At 66.8% G+C, this 17,628-nt stretch carries 13 protein-coding genes; 7 read left to right on the top strand and 6 right to left on the bottom strand.

What is annotated here, in order from left to right:
• The first annotated feature begins 1 nt into the window (after window position 1).
• From DV709_RS08770 to argF, 4 genes are read left to right on the top strand one after another with little or no spacing between them, the layout of a single operon-like run.
• The gene (locus DV709_RS08770) at window positions 2–1,042 is read left to right on the top strand and encodes an acetylglutamate/acetylaminoadipate kinase (protein WP_117593723.1); all 1,041 of its coding nucleotides are present in this window, start codon (window positions 2–4) and stop codon (window positions 1,040–1,042) included.
• Window positions 1,039–2,175: an aspartate aminotransferase family protein gene (locus DV709_RS08765; protein WP_117593721.1), complete on the top strand. Its 1,137-nt coding sequence runs from the start codon at window positions 1,039–1,041 to the stop codon at window positions 2,173–2,175. Before DV709_RS08770 ends, DV709_RS08765 begins: the two co-directional genes overlap by 4 nt.
• Window positions 2,172–3,266 carry a [LysW]-lysine hydrolase gene (locus tag DV709_RS08760; RefSeq protein ID WP_117593719.1) on the top strand — a complete coding sequence of 365 codons (1,095 nt, stop codon included), beginning with the start codon at window positions 2,172–2,174 and terminating at the stop codon, window positions 3,264–3,266. Before DV709_RS08765 ends, DV709_RS08760 begins: the two co-directional genes overlap by 4 nt.
• Window positions 3,266–4,174 carry an ornithine carbamoyltransferase gene (argF, locus tag DV709_RS08755; protein WP_117593717.1) on the top strand — a complete coding sequence of 303 codons (909 nt, stop codon included), beginning with the start codon at window positions 3,266–3,268 and terminating at the stop codon, window positions 4,172–4,174. The genes DV709_RS08760 and argF overlap by 1 nt, the downstream gene beginning before the upstream one ends.
• Window positions 4,175–4,196: 22 nt before the next feature.
• Here the strand turns inward: argF and DV709_RS08750 are convergent, their stop codons facing one another.
• From DV709_RS08750 to DV709_RS08730, 5 genes are all read right to left on the bottom strand, one after another.
• Window positions 4,197–5,393, bottom strand: coding sequence for a cation:proton antiporter (locus tag DV709_RS08750; RefSeq protein WP_117593715.1), 1,197 nt, complete (start codon window positions 5,391–5,393; stop codon window positions 4,197–4,199).
• Between the two features lie 65 nt (window positions 5,394–5,458).
• Window positions 5,459–5,959, bottom strand: coding sequence for a cation:proton antiporter regulatory subunit (locus DV709_RS08745; protein WP_117593713.1), 501 nt, complete (start codon window positions 5,957–5,959; stop codon window positions 5,459–5,461).
• Window positions 5,960–6,044: 85 nt separating this feature from the next.
• Window positions 6,045–6,635, bottom strand: a complete 591-nt coding sequence (locus DV709_RS08740; protein ID WP_117593711.1) for a dolichol kinase — start codon at window positions 6,633–6,635, stop codon at window positions 6,045–6,047.
• Complete coding sequence (gene glyS, locus DV709_RS08735) at window positions 6,632–8,422, bottom strand: glycine--tRNA ligase (protein WP_117593709.1); 1,791 nt, start codon at window positions 8,420–8,422, stop codon at window positions 6,632–6,634. Before glyS ends, DV709_RS08740 begins: the two co-directional genes overlap by 4 nt.
• 1 nt (window position 8,423) lies before the next feature.
• A complete protein-coding gene (locus DV709_RS08730) occupies window positions 8,424–9,281 on the bottom strand; it encodes a CBS domain-containing protein (protein ID WP_117593707.1) in 858 nt (285 codons plus the stop codon).
• Between the two features lie 261 nt (window positions 9,282–9,542).
• On the opposite strand from DV709_RS08730, the gene DV709_RS18035 reads away from it, so the two are divergent.
• The gene (locus tag DV709_RS18035; RefSeq protein WP_168191215.1) at window positions 9,543–9,713 is read left to right on the top strand and encodes a DUF7556 family protein; all 171 of its coding nucleotides are present in this window, start codon (window positions 9,543–9,545) and stop codon (window positions 9,711–9,713) included.
• A gap of 136 nt (window positions 9,714–9,849) precedes the next feature.
• Here the strand turns inward: DV709_RS18035 and DV709_RS08725 are convergent, their stop codons facing one another.
• Window positions 9,850–11,781: a bifunctional metallophosphatase/5'-nucleotidase gene (locus tag DV709_RS08725; protein ID WP_117593705.1), complete on the bottom strand. Its 1,932-nt coding sequence runs from the start codon at window positions 11,779–11,781 to the stop codon at window positions 9,850–9,852.
• Between the two features lie 257 nt (window positions 11,782–12,038).
• Here DV709_RS08725 and DV709_RS08720 point away from each other — a divergent pair, with 257 nt between their 5' ends.
• Window positions 12,039–12,458, top strand: coding sequence for a PPC domain-containing DNA-binding protein (locus DV709_RS08720; protein WP_117593703.1), 420 nt, complete (start codon window positions 12,039–12,041; stop codon window positions 12,456–12,458).
• A 1-nt stretch (window position 12,459) separates the two neighbouring features.
• Window positions 12,460–17,544: a DNA polymerase II large subunit gene (locus DV709_RS08715; protein WP_117593701.1), complete on the top strand. Its 5,085-nt coding sequence runs from the start codon at window positions 12,460–12,462 to the stop codon at window positions 17,542–17,544.
• Window positions 17,545–17,628: the final 84 nt, after the last annotated feature.

Here is a 17,628-nt window from a genome sequence, read left to right as displayed (position 1 = left end):
GATGACACAGAGCACCTACACGCGCGACGAACTGCTCGCGGCCCACGAGCAACTCGTCGACAACGACTGCGGCACAGACGACGACCAACTGTACACCGACGGTGGCACGTCGACCCGAACCGACGGTGGCTCCGCAAACCGACAGCCGCCGGTCGTCGTCAAAGTCGGCGGCGCGAAAGCCGTCGACCCCGCGGGCGCGGTGAGCGACGTGGCGCACCTCGTCGCAAACGGGAGAGACGTCGTCGTCGTCCACGGCGGGTCGACGGCCGTCGACGACACGCTCGAAGCGCTCGGCGAGGAGCCGACGTACGTCGAGACGCCGTCGGGCGTCGTCGGCCGCTTCACCGACGAGCGCGCGATGGAGGTGTTCTCGATGGTGATGCCCGGCAAGCTCAACACCGACCTGACGGCGACGCTCCGCGACGCGGGCGTCGACGCGGTCGGCCTCTCGGGCGTCGACGGCGGCCTCCTGACGGGCAAGCGCAAATCCGCCGTCCGCGTCGTCGAAAATGGGAAAAAGAAGATCAAACGCGGCGACCACTCCGGGAAGATCGAATCGGTCAACTCCCAACTGCTGGAGACGCTGCTCGCGGACGGTTACACGCCGGTCGTCACGGTGCCGATGCTCGGCAAGGAGAAGGATGGCTCCGTCACGCCCGTCAACGCCGACGCCGACCGCGCCGCGGCCGCTGTCGCTGGCGCGCTCGGTGCGGAACTCGTCGTCCTGACCGACGTTTCGGGCGTGTACGAGGACCCCGACGACGAGGCGACGCTCGTTGACTCGGCGGCGACGCCCGAGGAGCTCGCGGCGCTCGACTCGGCTGCCGAGGGGTTCATGACGAAGAAAGTGATGGCGGCGAAGGAGGCGCTAACCGGCGGCGCATCGGCCGTCGTCGTCTCCGACGCGAACGTCAACGACCCTATCGTCTCGGCGCTCAACGGCGCGGGAACGCGCATCACGCCCGGCGCACTCGGCGAGGACGCACCCGAAACCACCGCCGACTCTGTCGACGCCTCGGCGCTCGGAGGTGACTCCGCGTGAGCGGCTTCGTCTTCTCGGAGAAGCCCATCCAGATCGAATCGGGCGAGGGGATGTCGCTGTACGCCGACGACGGCACCGAGTACCTCGATTTCGGCGCGAGCTACGCCGTCGCCGCGACGGGGCACTGCCACCCGAACGTCGTCGACGCGGTCCAGAAGCAGGCCGGCGAGTTGCTCTACGTCCAAGGGTCGTACCCCGTCGCCGCGCGCACCGAACTGTACGACAAGTTGGCGACGCTCGCGCCCGGCGATATCTCGAACGTCTGGCTCTGCAACTCCGGTACCGAAGCCAACGAGGCGGCGATGAAGTTCGCTCGCAGCGCGACCGGGCGCTCGAAAATCGTCGCCACGAAGCGCGGCTTCCACGGCCGCACTCTCGGCGCGCTGGCGATGACGTGGAAGCAGAAGTACAAGAAGCCGTTCGAACCGCTCGCCGGCGGCGTCGAGTTCGTCTCCTACGGCGACGCCGAGGAACTGGCCGAAGCGGTCGACGACGAGACGGCCGCCGTCTTCCTCGAACCCGTCCAGGGCGAGGGCGGCGTCCACCCCGCCGACACGGAGTACCTGCGGTCGGCCCGCGAGATAACCGAGGACGCGGGGTCGGCGCTCGTCTTCGACGAGATTCAGACCGGCGTCGGTCGCACCGGGTCGCTGTGGGCCTGCGAGGCCGCGGGCGTCACGCCCGACGTCCTCACCACGGCGAAAGGCATCGCCTCGGGCCTCCCGCTCGGGGCGACGCTCTGTGCCGACTGGATAGCCGAGGCGTGCGGCGACCACGGGTCGACGTTCTCTGGCGGCCCGGTCGTCTGCGCCGCCGCCAACGCCACGCTCGACGTGGTCGTCGAGGAGGACCTCCCGACGCACGCCGGCGACGTGGGCGCGTACCTCGCCGAGTCGCTCGAAGCGGCGACCGAGGAGCACGACCTGCCCGTCCGCGACGTGCGCGGGCAGGGCCTGCTGCTCGGTATCGAGGTCAAACGCGGCGCGAACCGCATTCTACGCGACCTCGCGCTCTCCGAGCAGATACTCGCGCTGCCCGCGGGCCGGTCGGTCGTCCGCCTGCTGCCGCCGCTCGTCGCCGAACAGGAACACGCCGACCGCTTCGTCGAGGCCTTCGCGGAGGTGCTCGGATGAACACCGTCAGCGCCGCCGAGAGCGACGGAGCGTATCACGACGCGCTCGACACCGAGGGCAAGCGACTGCTGTACGACCTCGTCTCGACGCCCTCGGTCTCGGGCGACGAGGCCGACGCGGCCGCGGTGCTCGTCGACTTCTTCGAGGCGCACGACCGCGAAGTCTGGGTCGACGAGGTGGGTAACGTCCGCGCGCCCGCCGACGACTCGGTACTCCTCACGTCGCACGTCGACACCGTCCCCGGCGAGGTGCCCGTGGAGATACGCGAGGGCGACGGGGACGAGGACAGCCCCCAACTGTGGGGCCGCGGCAGCGTCGACGCGACGGGACCGCTGGCGGCGATGGCCGTCGCAGCGGTCGAGACCGGCGTGAGCTTCGTCGGCGTCGTCTGCGAGGAGACCGACTCCCGCGGCGCGCGCCACCTCGCCGAGACGCGCGAGGAACCCGACGCCGTCGTCAACGGCGAACCCAGCGGCTGGGACGGTATCACCCTCGGCTACCGCGGCTTCCTCGCGGGGACGTACGTCGCCACGAGCGAACTCGGCCACTCCTCGCGCCCGGAGAACAACGCCATCCAGTCGGCCGTCGACTGGTGGTCGCGGGTCGCGGAGTTCTTCGCGGCCGAGGACTCGGAGGGCGTCTTCGACACGGTGACGACGAAACCCATCGCCTTCGACGGCGGCCCCACGGCGGACGGCTTCGCCGTCGAGGCGACCGTCGACGTCCAGTTCCGCGTGCCCCCGAGGCTCACCATCGAGGACGTGCGCGAAGTCGCGGAGGGGGAGCTCACCGACGGGAGCGTCCACTGGCAGGAGCCCATCCCGCCCGTGATGGAGAGCCCCCGCACCGACGTGGCGCGGGCGTTCCGCGTCGCTATCCGACAGGCCGGCGGCGACCCCCGTCTGCTCCGGAAGACCGGGACGAGCGACATGAACCTCTACGCGGGCGTCTGGAACTGCCCGATGGTCACCTACGGCCCCGGCGACTCGGACCTCGACCACGCCCCGAACGAGCACCTCTCGCTCTCGGAGTTCGACAACTCGGTGTCGGTTCTCACGGCCGTCGCCGAGAGACTCGGAGGCGACGCGTGATGGCCGCCGCGAGCGAACTGGAGACGGCGAACGTCCTCGACATCGACGACCTCTCGGCGGCGGAGGTCGAGACCGTCCTCGACCGGGCGGCGGCGCTCAAAGCGGGAGACGACGACGTGCAGTTCCCGCAGGCGACGCTGGCGATGCTGTTCGAGAAACCGAGCACCAGGACGAGAGTCTCCTTCGAGACGGGGATGACGAAGCTCGGCGGCCACGCCATCTTCCTCGGTCCCGACGATGTCCACCTCGGCCACGGCGAACCCGTCAAGGATACCGCCCGCGCGCTGTCGGGCTACGTCGACGTCATCATGGCGCGGCTGTTCGACCACGCGGACCTCGAGGAGCTGGCGGAGTACGCCACCGTTCCGGTCGTCAACGGCCTCACCGACGACGCCCACCCCTGCCAGACGCTCGCGGACCTGCTGACCATCCGCGAGACGTTCGGCGGCTTCGACGTCGACGTCGCCTGGGTCGGCGACGGCAACAACGTCGCGCAGTCGTTCGTGCTCGGCTGTGCGCTCGCGGGCGTCGACCTCACGGTGGCGACGCCGGCGGGCTACGGCATCGATGACTCGGTGCTCTCGCGCGCGGCCGAACTCGGCGGCGAACCGGAGACGACGACCGACCCTAAAGCCGCCGTCGCCGACGCGGACGTCGTCTACACGGACGTGTGGGTGAGCATGGGACAGGAAGACCAGCGCGAGGAGAAACTGGCGGCGTTCGACGGGTTCCAACTCGGCGCTACCCTGCTCGCGGACACCGACGCGAAGGTGATGCACTGTCTGCCGGCCCACCGCGGCGAAGAAGTCACCGACGAGGTGCTGGAGTCGGAGCGCTCGCTCGTCTGGCAGCAGGCCGAAAACCGCCTCCACGCCCAGAACGGGTTACTGGCGGAACTACTGTCGTAGCGCTCCGCCTCCGCTTCGTTTTTTAGCCCGCCGCCTCCGACCGACGCGCCAGTACCCCCTCGAGCACTCCCGAGTACTGCATCAGCACCGTTCCGAGGATGCTCATCACCAGCACGTAGCCGACGGCGAACGCCGGAATCACCTGCGTCATCACCGGCCCGCTCCCCGTCGCGGCGACGGTGGCGATGATGAGCGAGAACTCCCCGCGCGTCACCATCCCGAGCCCGACGCGGAGCGAACGCCGGTCGTCGAGGCCGTAGATGCGGCCGCTGTAGAAGCCCGAGACGACTTTCGTCGGCGTCGTCGCGACGACGGCGACGGCGAGGAGTCCGACCGTCGTCGCGACGAGCAGCGGGTCGGTTCCGAGGCCGATGTAGAAGAAGAAGACGGCCGCGAAGATGTCGCGGACCGGCGTCAACAGCCGTTCGATGCGCTCGACGTGGTCGGTGCTGGAGAAGCCCATCCCGACGAAGAACGCCGCCACGGCTTCGCTCACGCCGATTGCGAGCGCGACGCCGGCGACGAACACCGCCATCGCCAGCACGCGGAGCACGAACAGCTCGCTCGAATCCGCGTCGAAGACGCGCTCGAACAGCGGCCCGCCGAACCAGACGCCCGCGAGGAGGACACCGAGGAACGCGACGGCGACGGCGACGTCGACGGCGGCCGTTTCGAGACCGCCGCTGCCGCCGACGAGCGCGGCGACGACGGCGAGGTAGACGGCGATGAACAGATCCTCGAACACGAGCGTCCCCAACATCGGCTCGCTCTCGCGGTTGGCGATCCAGCCGAGGTCGATGAGCGACTTCGTGATGACGGCGCTGGAGGAGATGTAGACGACGCCGCCCAGAAGCACCGATTCGAGTAGGTTCCACCCGAACAGCAGACCGAGGCCGACGCCGACGGGGAAGTTGATGGCGAGGTCCAACAGTCCCGCACCGGTGATTCGTCGCCTCGCCTCCATGAGTCGGTCGAGGCTGAACTCCAGTCCGAGGAAAAACAGGAGGAGGACGATGCCGATCTCGGCGAGTATCGTCACGATGTCGCCGCTCGGGATGGCGAACTCGGGGGCGTACCGCCCGAGCACGTTCGGGCCGACGAGCATCCCGACGACGACGTACAGCGGAATCACCGAGAGGCCGACGCGGGTGGCTACTGCGCCCGCCACCGCGATGCCGACGAACAGCCCGCCGACCTGCCACAGTTCCATCGCCGCCATCTAGCCGCCACCTCCGCCGAGAGCCGCCGCCTCCTGCTCGGCCCGTTTACCTCGTAGTTCGCGGCTCATTCGTCGTCCGGCGACCCGGCAGTCGCGTACTCCTGGAACTCCCGACAGGCGTCCTTCCCCCCGATGACGACGAGGGTGTCGCCCTCCTCGACCGCGAACTCCGCGCCGGGGTTCGAGATGGTCTCGTCGCCTCGCTGGACGGCGACGACGGAGACGCCGATTCGCTGGCGGACCTGCGACTCCGCGAGCGTCTTGCCGGTGAGCGGCGAGTCGGCGGTGAGTTTCACCCACTCGATGAGCGTCTCGTCCGACAGCACCGTGTCGATGGTCTCGGTGCGAATCGGCTGGAAGTACGCCCCTTCCATGATGGTGCCGACCTGTCGGGCCAAGCGGTCGGAGAGCTCGAACAGCTTGTCGGAGTCCGCATCCGGGGACTCGCGGAGAAACAGCTCGCGTTTACCGGTGTTGTGGATGACGATGACGAGCTGACTCTCGTCGTTCAGCTCCACCTCGAACTTCTTGCCGACGCCCGGAAGGTCGCTCTCGTAGACGGTCATACCGTGAAGAGTTGGACGCGGGCACCAAGATTCTACCGTCGTCGCTCCCCTCGAACGCCGGCCCCGACCGCCGCCCGGTGGGGACTCAGACCGCCACCAGCACCGCCGCGATTCCGACGCAGGCCGTCGGCGGAATCGAGAGGTTGTCGTCGACGACGTAGCCCGCGACGACGGGTTTGACGCCGTCGGCGAACGTCGCCCCCGCCGCACCCGCCGCCGCCGCCGCGACGCCGACCGCTCGGGAAACTCCCGCCGGTCCGGTGGTGAAGGGCACCGCCAGCGCGAAGCAGACGAGGAACATGACGCCGAGCACGCCGAGTTCCTTCGCACGCCCGGCCTCGTTGCTCCCGAGAATCCCGCTTATCGGGTCGCCGACCGTGAGCATCAACATCCCCGGCACCGCGACGAACCACGGGAACAGCCAGGCGACGGCGGTCATGCTGTACATGTACAGCGCGTAGCCCGCGACGTTCTCCTGTTCGTACTCGCGTGTCAGGTTTCGGTACACCCACCAGTCGAGACCCACGCCGAGGCGGACGAGTTCGAGCACCGAGACGAGCGCCGAGAGGCCGAGCAGGACGTAACCCAACTCCTGCCACGTGAGCGCCCCGACCAGGTAGAGCCCCGGGACGGCGGTGCCGCTCGCGTGGACGCCCCGGCGCGCGAGTTCGCTCACGCCTCCGCGGTGTCGGCGTCGACGCGCTCGTACGCGTCCAGCAACTCGTCGAACGTCCGGCGACCCGACCGCATCGCCGTCAGCTCGTCGACGAGCGCGTCGACCGGCAGGCGAATCTGGGCGGTCGTGTCGCGTTCGCGCACCGTCACCGTCGTCTCGCCGTCGCCTTCGACGCCGTCGCGGTCCACGGTGACGCAGAACGGCGTGCCGATCTCGTCCTTGCGGCGGTAGCGACGACCGATGTTGCCCGAGTCGTCGTACTCAGCCGAGAGGCCCGCCTCGCGCACGTCGCGGACGAGTTCCCGAGCCAACTCCGTCAGGCGCTCGTCGTTACCGACCAGCGGGAAGATACCGACGTACGTCGGCGCGATCTCGGGTTCGAGCGCGAGGTAGGTGCGCTCCTCGCCCGCCACCTCGTCCTCGCGGTAGGCGTGTTCGAGCACCGTGTACACCGTCCGGCCGACGCCGAACGACGGTTCGACCACGTGCGGGGTGATGTGCTCGCCGGACTCGGTCTGTTCTTCGACGCGGAAGTCGGCGACCTCGGTCGAGACGGTGTACTCCTCGCCGTCGGCCTCGACGGTCACCTCGTCGCCGTCGAAGGCGTCGGGGTCGCGCGCCGCGAGGTCCCGCAGCGCGTCGGCGATGTCGGCGGCCGCGCCGCCGAACTCCGGACCGAGCGTGCTCATGTCGGGGTCGACGACCGCGCGCTCGACCGTCTTCGGCTCGTCGTACTGCTTGAAGAGGGTAAAGTCGTCGTCGCCGTACTCGTCGTGCTTCGAGAGGTCGTAGTCGCCGCGGTAGGCGAAACCGGCGATCTCGACCCAGTCGCCGCCGAGTTCGGACTCGGCGTCCCAGCAGTCGCTGGCGTAGTGGGCGCGCTCGCCCGAGAGGTGCTGGCGGAAGCGGAAGCGGTCCATGTCGACGCCGATGCGCTCGTACCACTCCTGGGAGATGCCGAGGTAGTAGGCCACCCAGTCGTTGGCGATGATGCCCGCGTCGACGGCGTCGCCGATGGTCGTCTCCAGGTAGTCGCCGTCGTCTCTCTCCTGTTCGGCCGCGGGGTAGAGACGGACCTCCACGTCGGCGACGGCGTCGAGGTTCGGTTCGTCCTCCTCGGGGTCGATGAACTGCTCCAACTCCGCTTGCGTGAACTCCCGAACCCGGACGAGACCCTTCCGGGGGCTGATCTCGTTGCGGTACGCGCGGCCGATCTGCGTGACGCCGAACGGCAGTTGGTTGCGCGCGTACTCCTTCAGCCGCGGGAACTCGACGAAGATACCCTGTGCGGTCTCCGGGCGGAGGTAGCCGGGCTGGTCGCCGCCGGGACCGATGTCCGTCTTGAACATCAGGTTGAAGTTCTCGACGGGTTGGCCCGCCAGCGGTTCGCCGCAGTTCGGACAGTGGATGTCGTGCTCGGCGATGAGGTCGGCGACCTCCGAGTTCGGGAGCGCCTCGGCGTCCTCGATGCCGGTGGCGTCCTCGACGAGGTGGTCGGCGCGGTGGCTCTCGCCGCAGGACGCGCACTCGACGAGCATGTCGTTGAAGCCGTCGAGATGCCCCGACGCCTCGAATACGGGCTCGGGCATGATGGTCGGCGCTTCGATCTCGCGGTTGCCCTCCTTGACGGTGAAGCGGTCGCGCCACGCCGACTCGACGTTCGCCTTCAGCGCCGCGCCCTGCGGGCCGAACGTGTAGAAGCCGGCGACGCCGCCGTACGCGGCGCTGGAGAGAAAGAAGAACCCGCGGCGTTTCGAGAGCTCCGTGATGGCTTCCGTGTCGGGCATCTCAAAGCGCCTCCAGGAGGTTCACGTCGCGGACGACGCCGACGAGTTCGTCGCCGCTCACCATCGGAATCTGTTCGATGTCGTTCGTAATCATCTGCTGGGCGGCTTTCTTCGCCGTCTTCCGGCGCGGCAGGGTGACGACGTCGCTCGTCATGAACTCGGAGACGGGCTCTGTCGGAATCTCGACGTTCCGGGTCGGAATGTAGCGGTTGCCGACGGCTTTGATGCCCTCCCACATCCACTCGTCGTCCTGGTTGGCGACGGAGTCGCCGGTCTCGTCCTCGCCTTCGACGACGCGGGCGACTTCGATGATGTCGACCTCGGTGAGGATGCCGGACATGCTCCCCTCGTCGTCGAGGACGACGGCGTACGGGACGTTCGCGTAGTAGATTTCGCGCTCGGCGACCGTCAGCGGCGTCCCTTGGTACGCCGTGTTGATGTCCGTCGCGGCGAGTTCGCCGACCTCGGTCTCGCCGTCGACGTCACCGCGGGCGATGGCGCGAATCACGTCGGTGACGGTGACGATGCCGACGAGCGTCGTCGCGCCGTCGACCTCGACGACGGGGACGCGCCGTGCGCCCTCGCGGAGCATCAGTCGCGCGGCGTCGGTCAGGTCGGTGTCCGGCGTCGTCGTCGGGACCTCCCGCATCAGGATGGCGAGCTGGTCCTCGTCGGGGTGTTCGATGAGGTCGTCGCGGGAGACGAGACCGCGGTACTCCTCGCCGTCGTCGGTCTGCTTGACGACCGGAACGGAGGAGAAACCGCGCTCTTGGAGATACTCGAGTACGTCGTCCCGCGTGCCTGGGAGTTCGACCGTCACGACCTCCTCGCGGGGCGTCATAGCGTCGGCGACTTGCATAGCGTGGCGTACTCCCTCGCACACCTTGTACTCTGCGAAGGTGTGGTGGTCGCTCCCGGTCGGCCCGTCAGACCCCCGTTAATACCGTTTCGCTTCCTGTAAACTCGTTTTCCATTCTAGGGCCCACCGACTAATTTCCAGTAATCGGTGTTCTCAGGCGGTCTCGGCGGCACACGGCTCCGTAAACAGTACGCCCGTGGAACGGGACAACCGGCCTGTCGTTTCGGTGTGTTTATTATCCCATGCGATAACATCTCATACATGACACCGGAAGCGACGGCAGCCGTCGATGTCCCGGACGCCGAGGTCATGGCCTCGGTGGATTCATCTTCTCCTCGCAGCTCGGAGCTTATCATCGCGGATATTACGCGAGACGACGCGTGGCTTTCGATGCGAGCGGCCGACGCCCCGGTACTTGCCGAGTGGTGCTGAACGTCTCGACGCCGACCGCGACCGCTTTTTTTGCGTAACTCCCGCCGTGTGAGCCGAGCGTCCCGCTCTCGGTTCGGGTCCCCGAACTCTCCAAACATCCGTCGTAGCTCCGCCGAAAAACGGCGTCTGCGCGCGGTTACCGCGCCGGGGCGCTGCGCTGACGACCGCGTCCGCGTCCGTGTCCGTCGCTGCGACCGCGTCCGTCGCCGCGGCCGCGTTCGCTCACCGTCGCGGTGACGTCGGCGTTCGCCCGCGAGGCGTCGAAGTAGACGCGCTCGTACTCCTCGGTGTCGTAGTCGACGTAGAGGTCGAGCGGGACCTCGCCCTCCCCCTCGCCGTCGGCCGCTTCCACCACGGCCGCGTCGTCGAAGCGGACGACCAGTTCGTCGTCGCCGTCGACGACCGCCTCGGGCTCGACGGTCTCGCCCGTCTTCGTCCACAACTCGACGTCGTCGCCGAGCGCGTCGAACTCGTCGGGTTTGTCGAGGCGGACGACAGTTCGGCCGCGACCGTCGACCGTAATCTCGGGCTCGTTTTCGAACGTCGAGTCGACGCGCTGCATCCGCCCCTCGACGGTCGGCGCGACGGTGCCCCGCTCCTCTAGATACTCGATTGTCGTCGTGGCGAGCAGTTCGCCCGTGTCGTCGAGCACCGGCTTGTCTTCGAGCGGGAAGCCGCTGCCGCCGCCGGCCATGTAGGAGTTGACGGCGACCGCGTACGTCTCCTCGAGGTCGAGCGGTTCGCCGCCGACGTACACGTCGCGGACGAGTTCGCTCCCCTCGTGGCCGATCCACTCGAAGCGGACGCCGCTGACCTGCTGGCTGACCTCCGCGCCGTACTGCTGTCCGGTCTCGCTCTCCAGCGTCACGACCTGGCTGGCGAGCGTCTCGACGAGGTCCGCGCCCGTGAGTTCGAGCGTCGTGAGCTTGTTGTCGAACGGGAGCACGTTGAACACGTCGCCGCCGGTGAGTTCGCCCGGTCCGTACGAGGCGTTCGAACGGATACCCCCGGCGTTCGTGATGGCGACGTCTGCGTCGGCTTTCTCCCGCATCGCGTCGGTGACGAGGTTCCCTATCGCCGTCTCCTCGTGGTAGTTCAGGTTCGCGCTCGCGTCGAGTTCCGTCTCGGTGGTGGCGATCACCTCGTCGAGGTTGACCTCTGCGCGGTACTCGTTGATGATCTCCGACACCCGCTCGTTCTTCGGGACTTCCGCAGTTTCGAGCAGTTCGCCCCCTGCGGCGGTGACGCCGTCCTCCTCGACCGTGAGACGGATCTCGCTGAGGTAGTTCGCGTTCGCCTCGGCCTCGCTGACGACCGTGCCGGAGACGACGCTCGGCTCGTACGCCTGTTCGTCGTGACCCGCGAGTACGACGTCCACGTCGGTCGCCTCCGCCATCTCCTCGGAGGCCCTGACGCCGATGTGGTTGAGGACGACGACGACGTCGACGTCCTCCTCCTCGCGGAGCCTCGTCTCGTACTCCGAGACGGTCTCGACGGGGTCGAGGACGGTCAGCCCTCCCGCGCCGAGGTCGTCGCTGACCGAGCCGTCGAGCCCCTGATAGATGGTGCCGAGGACGCCGACGCGGACGCCGTCGCGCTCGACGACGACGTACCGCTCGGCGCCCGCTATCGGTTCCTCGGTGTCCTCGTAGACGAGGTTCGTGGCGACCCACGGGAACGAGGAGGCCTCGGCGGCCTCGGTGAACCCGTCGACGCCGTAGTCGAACTCGTGGTTGCCGACGGTGTCCGCGTCCGGGTCGACGACGGCGAGCGCGTCGACGGGCGCGCGCCACTCCGACACCGGCGTCAGCGCGTGCGGACCGATCTGGTCGCCCGCGCCGAGGACGACGACCGGCCCGTCGGCCGCCGCTCGCCGCTGCTCGACGAGCGTCGCCAGCCGCGGCAGCGTCGTGTCCTCCGCCGCCGCGTTCTGGACGTCGTTGTACGAGAGGATGGTCAGCGTCTCTGTCTCCGCGGCGGCGACGCCCGTCGACAGGGCTGCGCCGCCGAGTAGCGCGCCGGTCGTTTTCAGGAACTCACGTCGCTCGAACCGGGGTTTTGATGGCATGTGTCTGGCGGAAACTTGTCGAGGTGGTTGAAAAAACATGCTATTATCTATCTGTAAATATCACTCCGTCTCCCGAACGCTCCACTCTCGTACGTTCCGATACGGAGTCGTTCCCGTTCGTCCGCCTCTCTACGGTGTTCGCTCCTCGCTCGGCGTCGCTCCTCGCTCGGCGTCGCCCCGAGTTCGGCGCGTCGCTTCGCTCGGCGTCGCCCCGCGAACACTGAACTTTTTTGATGGTCCCCCGCAACCAGTGGTCCATGAACTACCGGGAGGTCAACGCGAGTCGGGAGTTTCTGGCGAGACTCGAAACCGGTGCGGACTGGCGCGAGGAGATAGAGGAGTTCGCCGAGCGCGAGGGAATCGACTCGGCGTGGTTCAACGCGATGGGCGCGGTGCAGGACGCCGACGTCTGGTTCTACGACCAGGAGGAGATGGAGTACCGCTCCGTGCAGTTCGACGAACCGCTGGAGGTCGCCGCCTGCGTCGGCAACGTCGCGCTGCTCGACGGCGAACCGTTCGCGCACACCCACGCCGTGCTCTCGCGGCCCAGCGGGCAGGCGCTGGCGGGCCACCTCAACGCCGCGACGGTGTTCGCCGGCGAGGTGTACCTCCGCGCGTTCGACGAGTCGCTCGAACGCGACCACGACGACGTGACCGACCTGGACCTGTGGCTCTAACGTGAGACCGGACGACGAGCGCTACTTCGCGCGCATCGAGAACCGACTCGACGAGGCCTTCGAGCTCGCCGACGCCGCCCGCGAGCAAGGCATGGACCCCGGCACCGAGGTCGAGATTCCGGTCGCCAAGGACATGGCCGACCGCGTCGAGAACATCCTCGGAATCGAGGGCGTCGCCGAACGCGTCCGCGAACTCGAAGAACAGATGTCCCGCGAGGAGGCGGCGCTCGCCCTCGCGGAGGACTTCGCGGAGGGCCGCGTCGGCGACTACGACACCCGGGCCGGGAAGGTCGAAGGCGCGGTTCGGACGGCCGTCGCCCTCCTCACCGAGGGCGTCGTCGCCGCGCCCATCGAGGGTATCGACCGCGTCGAGATCCTCTCGAACGACGACGGAACCGAGTTCGTCAACGTCTACTACGCCGGGCCGATTCGCTCCGCGGGCGGCACGGCGCAGGCGCTCTCGGTGCTCGTCGCCGACTACACGCGGACGCTCATCGGCCTCGACGAGTACAAGGCCCGCGACGACGAGGTCGAACGCTACGTCGAGGAGGTCGACCTCTACGACAAGGAGACCGGCCTGCAGTACTCGCCGAAGGACAAGGAGACGCGCTTCATCTCGCGGAACATGCCCATCATGCTCGACGGCGAGGCGACCGGCGACGAGGAGGTCTCCGGCTACCGGGACCTCGACCGCGTCGACACCAACTCCGCCCGCGGCGGGATGTGTCTCGTCATGGCCGAGGGCATCGCGCTGAAAGCGCCGAAGATTCAGCGCTACACCCGCCAACTCGACGAAGTCGACTGGCCGTGGCTCCAGGACCTCATCGACGGTACCATCGGCAAAGACGACGGGGAGGCGGAGACGAAAGACGAGGAGGCCGCCGACGGCGACGACGCGGCGGACACCGAGGACGAAGCCGCCGAAGACGGAGACGACGACTCCGAAGCCGACTCGCCCGACCCCGACGGCCCGCCGCGCGTCGAACCGGCGACCAAGTTCCTGCGCGACCTCATCGCGGGCCGCCCCGTGTTCGGTCACCCGTCCGAAGAAGGGGGGTTCAGACTCCGATACGGCCGCGCGCGAAACCACGGGTTCGCCACGGCCGGCGTCCACCCGGCGACGATGCACGTCGTCGACGACTTCGTCGCCACGGGAACCCAGATAAAGACCGAACGACCCGGGAAAGCGGGCGGCGTCGTCCCCGTCGACTCCATCGAGGGGCCGACGGTGCGCCTCGCCAACGGCGACGTCCGGCGCATCGACGACCCCGAGGAGGCGCTCGAACTCAGAAACGGCGTCGAGAAGATTCTCGACCTCGGCGAGTATCTCGTCAACTACGGCGAGTTCGTCGAGAACAACCACCCGCTCGCGCCCGCCTCCTACACGCCCGAGTGGTGGATACAGGACCTCGACCACGCCGGTGCGGACGTACAGGCGCTGCGCGACTCGCCGCGCGTCGACCTCGAATCGCCGACGGCCGAACAGGCGCTGGAGTGGGCGACCGAGTACGACGCCCCGCTCCATCCGAAGTTCACCTACCTCTGGCACGACATCTCCGTCTCGGCGTTCGAGACGCTCGCCGACGCCGTCTCCGACGGTGAACTCGTCGACGGTCTGCTCGTTATCGAGCGCACCGAGACCACGAGGAGAACGCTCGAACACCTGCTCGTCGAACACTCCCAGACCGAGGACGCCCTCCGGATTCCGGAGTGGCGGCTGCTCGCGCGGACGCTCGGCGTCGACGACGGGCTCCGAAAGACGTGGGACGCCGAGGAGCTCTCGGCCGAAGCCCGGAACTGGGACGGCGGCGACAACGCGGTGAAAGCCGCGAACGAGGTCGCGCCGTTCACCGTCCAGGAGCGCGCACCGACCCGAATCGGCAACCGAATGGGTCGCCCCGAGAAGTCCATGAGCCGCGACCTCTCTCCCGCAGTCCACACCTTGTTCCCCATCGGTGAGGCCGGCGGGAGCCAGCGCGACGTCGGCGAGGCGGCCCGGAAGATGGACGACCGGGGTCGCCGCGGTGTCGTCGGCGTGCGCGTCGGCCGCCGCGAGTGCGCCGCCTGCGGCGAACACACCTACAAGCCGAACTGCCCCGCGTGCGGCGGCCACACCGAACCGTACTACGAGTGTACCGACTGCGAGATCGAGGTCGAACCCGACGAGGCGGGCCGCGTCGAGTGCCCGCGCTGCGAGCGCGAGGTCGAGAGCCCCGACTGGCACGACGTCGATATCGGTCGCGAACTCACCGAGGCCTTGGACGCCGTCGGGGAACGCAAAGCCTCGTACAAGATTCTGAAAGGCGTGAAGGGGCTCACCTCGGCGCACAAGACGCCGGAGGCGATGGAGAAGGGAGTTCTCCGCGCGAAACACGGCGTCACCGCGTTCAAGGACGGCACGGTCCGCTACGACATGACCGACTTGCCGGTCACCGCGGTCAGGCCCGAAGAACTGGACGTGACGGCCGAGCACTTCCGCGAACTCGGCTACGAGCGCGACATCGACGGCGAACCGCTGCGCCACGACGACCAACTGCTCGAACTCAGAGTGCAGGACATCGTCCTCTCGGACGGCGCGGCCGAGCACATGCTGAAGACGGCGAACTTCGTCGACGACCTCCTGGAGAGCTACTACGGGCTTCCGGCGTTCTACGAGGTGAACGAGCGCGACGACCTCATCGGCGAACTCGTGTTCGGGATGGCACCGCACACGTCGGCGGCGGTCGTCGGACGGGTCGTCGGATTCACGTCGGCGGCGGTGGGGTACGCACATCCCTACTTCCACGCGGCGAAGCGGCGGAACTGCTTCCACCCGGAGACGAAGGTTTGGTTCGAGGACGAAGCGGGTGAATGGCACTACGACGATATCGAATCGCTTGTCGAAGCGCGACTCGACGACCCCGAGACGGACGATTTCGGGACGCTAGTGCAGGAGTTGGACAAAGATGTACTGGTTCCCTCTCTCGACAGCGATGGGGTGGAAGTGCTGAAATCTGTAGATGCGGTCTCTAAACATCCAGCACCGAGACACCTCGTGCGCGTTGAGACGCGGAGCGGACGCGAAATAACCGTCACGCCGGACCACGAGTTACAAGTTTACGACCCAGAGAACGCATGCATCGAGGGCAAACGTGCCTCCGAGATCTCAAGTTCGGATCTCCTCGTCACTCCAAGTCATTTAGACTCTCTCGACGTCTCGGAACAGTTCCCCCAGTTTGATCTTCTCGAACTGTTCCTCCGCAGCGAGGCTCTCGAAAACGAGCGTCTCATGGTAAAAGGCATAGAGAAAGAGACGCTGTACAGTATGTTCAAGCGTACGCTTGCTCCCAATTGTGACGGTCGGTTCTACCCTCTGAAGAGTACTGCAGAGCATCTCGGTCTCTCGAAAAAAGCACTAAGCAACTATCTGTACCGAGAAAGTATCCCAGCCGCCCTTCTTGTGGAAGTGTTGGGTTCCGTCTCGTCCGTTCTCGAATTTGTGCCAGAAACCGCTTCGCTCGGGATGAAGCGCGATTCGACCGAAATCAACCGACACGTAACTTTGGACGAGCGTGTGTCGACTCTTCTCGGTTACTACGCCGCTGAAGGGTTTGCCCGTGAGCAAGAGACCCCAAAAGGGACGATTCACCAGACGACGCTCTGTGGAGTCGAAGCGAGCGCGCGGGAGTTCTTCGTCTCGACGCTCAGAGATTCCTTCGGTGTCGAACCGTATCGCGAAAACCACGCGAAGGTAACCGTTTCAGGACGTTTGCTTCGGACCTTCTTCGAATCCGTTCTCGACGCAGGGACACACGCTCATCGGAAACGTGTTCCACAATGTATCTTCGATGCACCCGATGCGATCGTTTCGGGGTTCCTTCGTGGTTACTTCAGCGGTGATGGACACGCATCCTCGAACTCGCTTACCGTACATGCCACCACAGTGAGTCCGGAGTTGGCCGAGGATGTCCTCGCGCTTCTTACGCGACTCGGAATCAAAGGCCGCGTAGAGCGAAAAGGACCAGAACCGCTCGCCGCGAAGTTCCCGGACTACTACGAAATCGACGACCCGTCAATGTCGCGGCCCAGTTTCGTCTTTACTCTCTCGTCAGAGGATGCACGACGCTTCGCTGAGGTTGTCGGCTTCCATCTAGAACGTAAGCAAGCGACGCTCTTATCGAATATCCAAGAGACCGCTGCACGTTCACGGAGAGTGTTTTCGGACGGTGGTACCGATATGCTCGTCGAAGAGGTGGGCGACGTAGAGGTTGTAGCATCAGACGTCAATTACACCTACTGTCTCACGGTTGAAGATACTCACTCACTCGTTGCGAACGATATCGGTGTGAAGCAATGCGACGGAGACGAGGACTGCGTCATGCTCCTCATGGACGGCCTGCTGAACTTCTCGAAGGAGTTCCTCCCCGACAAGCGCGGCGGGCAGATGGACGCACCGTTGGTCATGTCCTCGCGCATCGACCCCTCCGAGATCGACGACGAGGCGCACAACATGGACATCGTCCGGCAGTACCCCAGGGAGTTCTACGAGGCGACCCGCGAGATGGCTGACCCCGGCGAGGTGGAGGAGCTCATCACCATCGCCGAGGACAACCTGGGCACCGACCTCGAATACTCCGAGTTCTATCACACCCACGACACGTCGAACATCCACCTCGGTCCGGCGCTGTCGGCGTACAAAACGCTCGGCTCGATGACCGAGAAGATGGACGCGCAGCTGCATCTCGCGCGGAAACTCCGGGCGGTCGACGAGACGGACGTCGCCGAGCGGGTCATCGAGTACCACTTCCTGCCGGACCTCATCGGCAACCTCCGCGCCTTCTCCCGACAGAAGACGCGCTGTCTCGACTGCGGCGAGAAGTATCGGCGGATGCCCCTCACCGGCGACTGCCGCGAGTGCGGCGGGCGCGTCAACCTCACGGTCCACCAGGGTTCGGTGAACAAGTACATGGACACCGCCATCGAGGTGGCCGAGGAGTTCGGCTGCCGCGACTACACGAAACAGCGCCTCGAAGTGCTCAAGAAGAGTCTGGAGAGCGTCTTCGAGAACGACAAGAACAAGCAGAGCGGTATCGCGGACTTCATGTAACCTGGTTTCGACACGTCCGAGCCACGAACTTACTTTCTTCGCCAGCCTCTCCTCCTGTGGGTATCTCGCACGATATGCTTCAAT

The sequence above is a fragment of the Haloprofundus halophilus genome (assembly GCF_003439925.1).
GTDB classification, from domain to species: domain Archaea; phylum Halobacteriota; class Halobacteria; order Halobacteriales; family Haloferacaceae; genus Haloprofundus; species Haloprofundus halophilus.
The sequence above is the reverse complement of the archived record's forward strand: the minus strand, read 5'-3'. Positions and strand labels throughout refer to the sequence as shown.

Excerpts from the sequence above, each read along its gene's own strand:
- DV709_RS08750 (WP_117593715.1), bottom strand. The coding sequence starts at position 5,393 with ATGGCGGCGATGGAACTGTGGCAGGTCGGCGGGCTGTTCGTCGGCATC.
- glyS (WP_117593709.1), bottom strand. The coding sequence starts at position 8,422 with ATGCCCGACACGGAAGCCATCACGGAGCTCTCGAAACGCCGCGGGTTC.
- DV709_RS08720 (WP_117593703.1), top strand. The coding sequence starts at position 12,039 with ATGAACTACCGGGAGGTCAACGCGAGTCGGGAGTTTCTGGCGAGACTC.
- DV709_RS08770 (WP_117593723.1), top strand. The coding sequence starts at position 2 with ATGACACAGAGCACCTACACGCGCGACGAACTGCTCGCGGCCCACGAG.
- DV709_RS08745 (WP_117593713.1), bottom strand. The coding sequence starts at position 5,959 with ATGACCGTCTACGAGAGCGACCTTCCGGGCGTCGGCAAGAAGTTCGAG.
- DV709_RS08730 (WP_117593707.1), bottom strand. The coding sequence starts at position 9,281 with ATGCAAGTCGCCGACGCTATGACGCCCCGCGAGGAGGTCGTGACGGTC.
- DV709_RS08725 (WP_117593705.1), bottom strand. The coding sequence starts at position 11,781 with ATGCCATCAAAACCCCGGTTCGAGCGACGTGAGTTCCTGAAAACGACC.
- DV709_RS18035 (WP_168191215.1), top strand. The coding sequence starts at position 9,543 with ATGACACCGGAAGCGACGGCAGCCGTCGATGTCCCGGACGCCGAGGTC.
- argF (WP_117593717.1), top strand. The coding sequence starts at position 3,266 with ATGGCCGCCGCGAGCGAACTGGAGACGGCGAACGTCCTCGACATCGAC.
- DV709_RS08760 (WP_117593719.1), top strand. The coding sequence starts at position 2,172 with ATGAACACCGTCAGCGCCGCCGAGAGCGACGGAGCGTATCACGACGCG.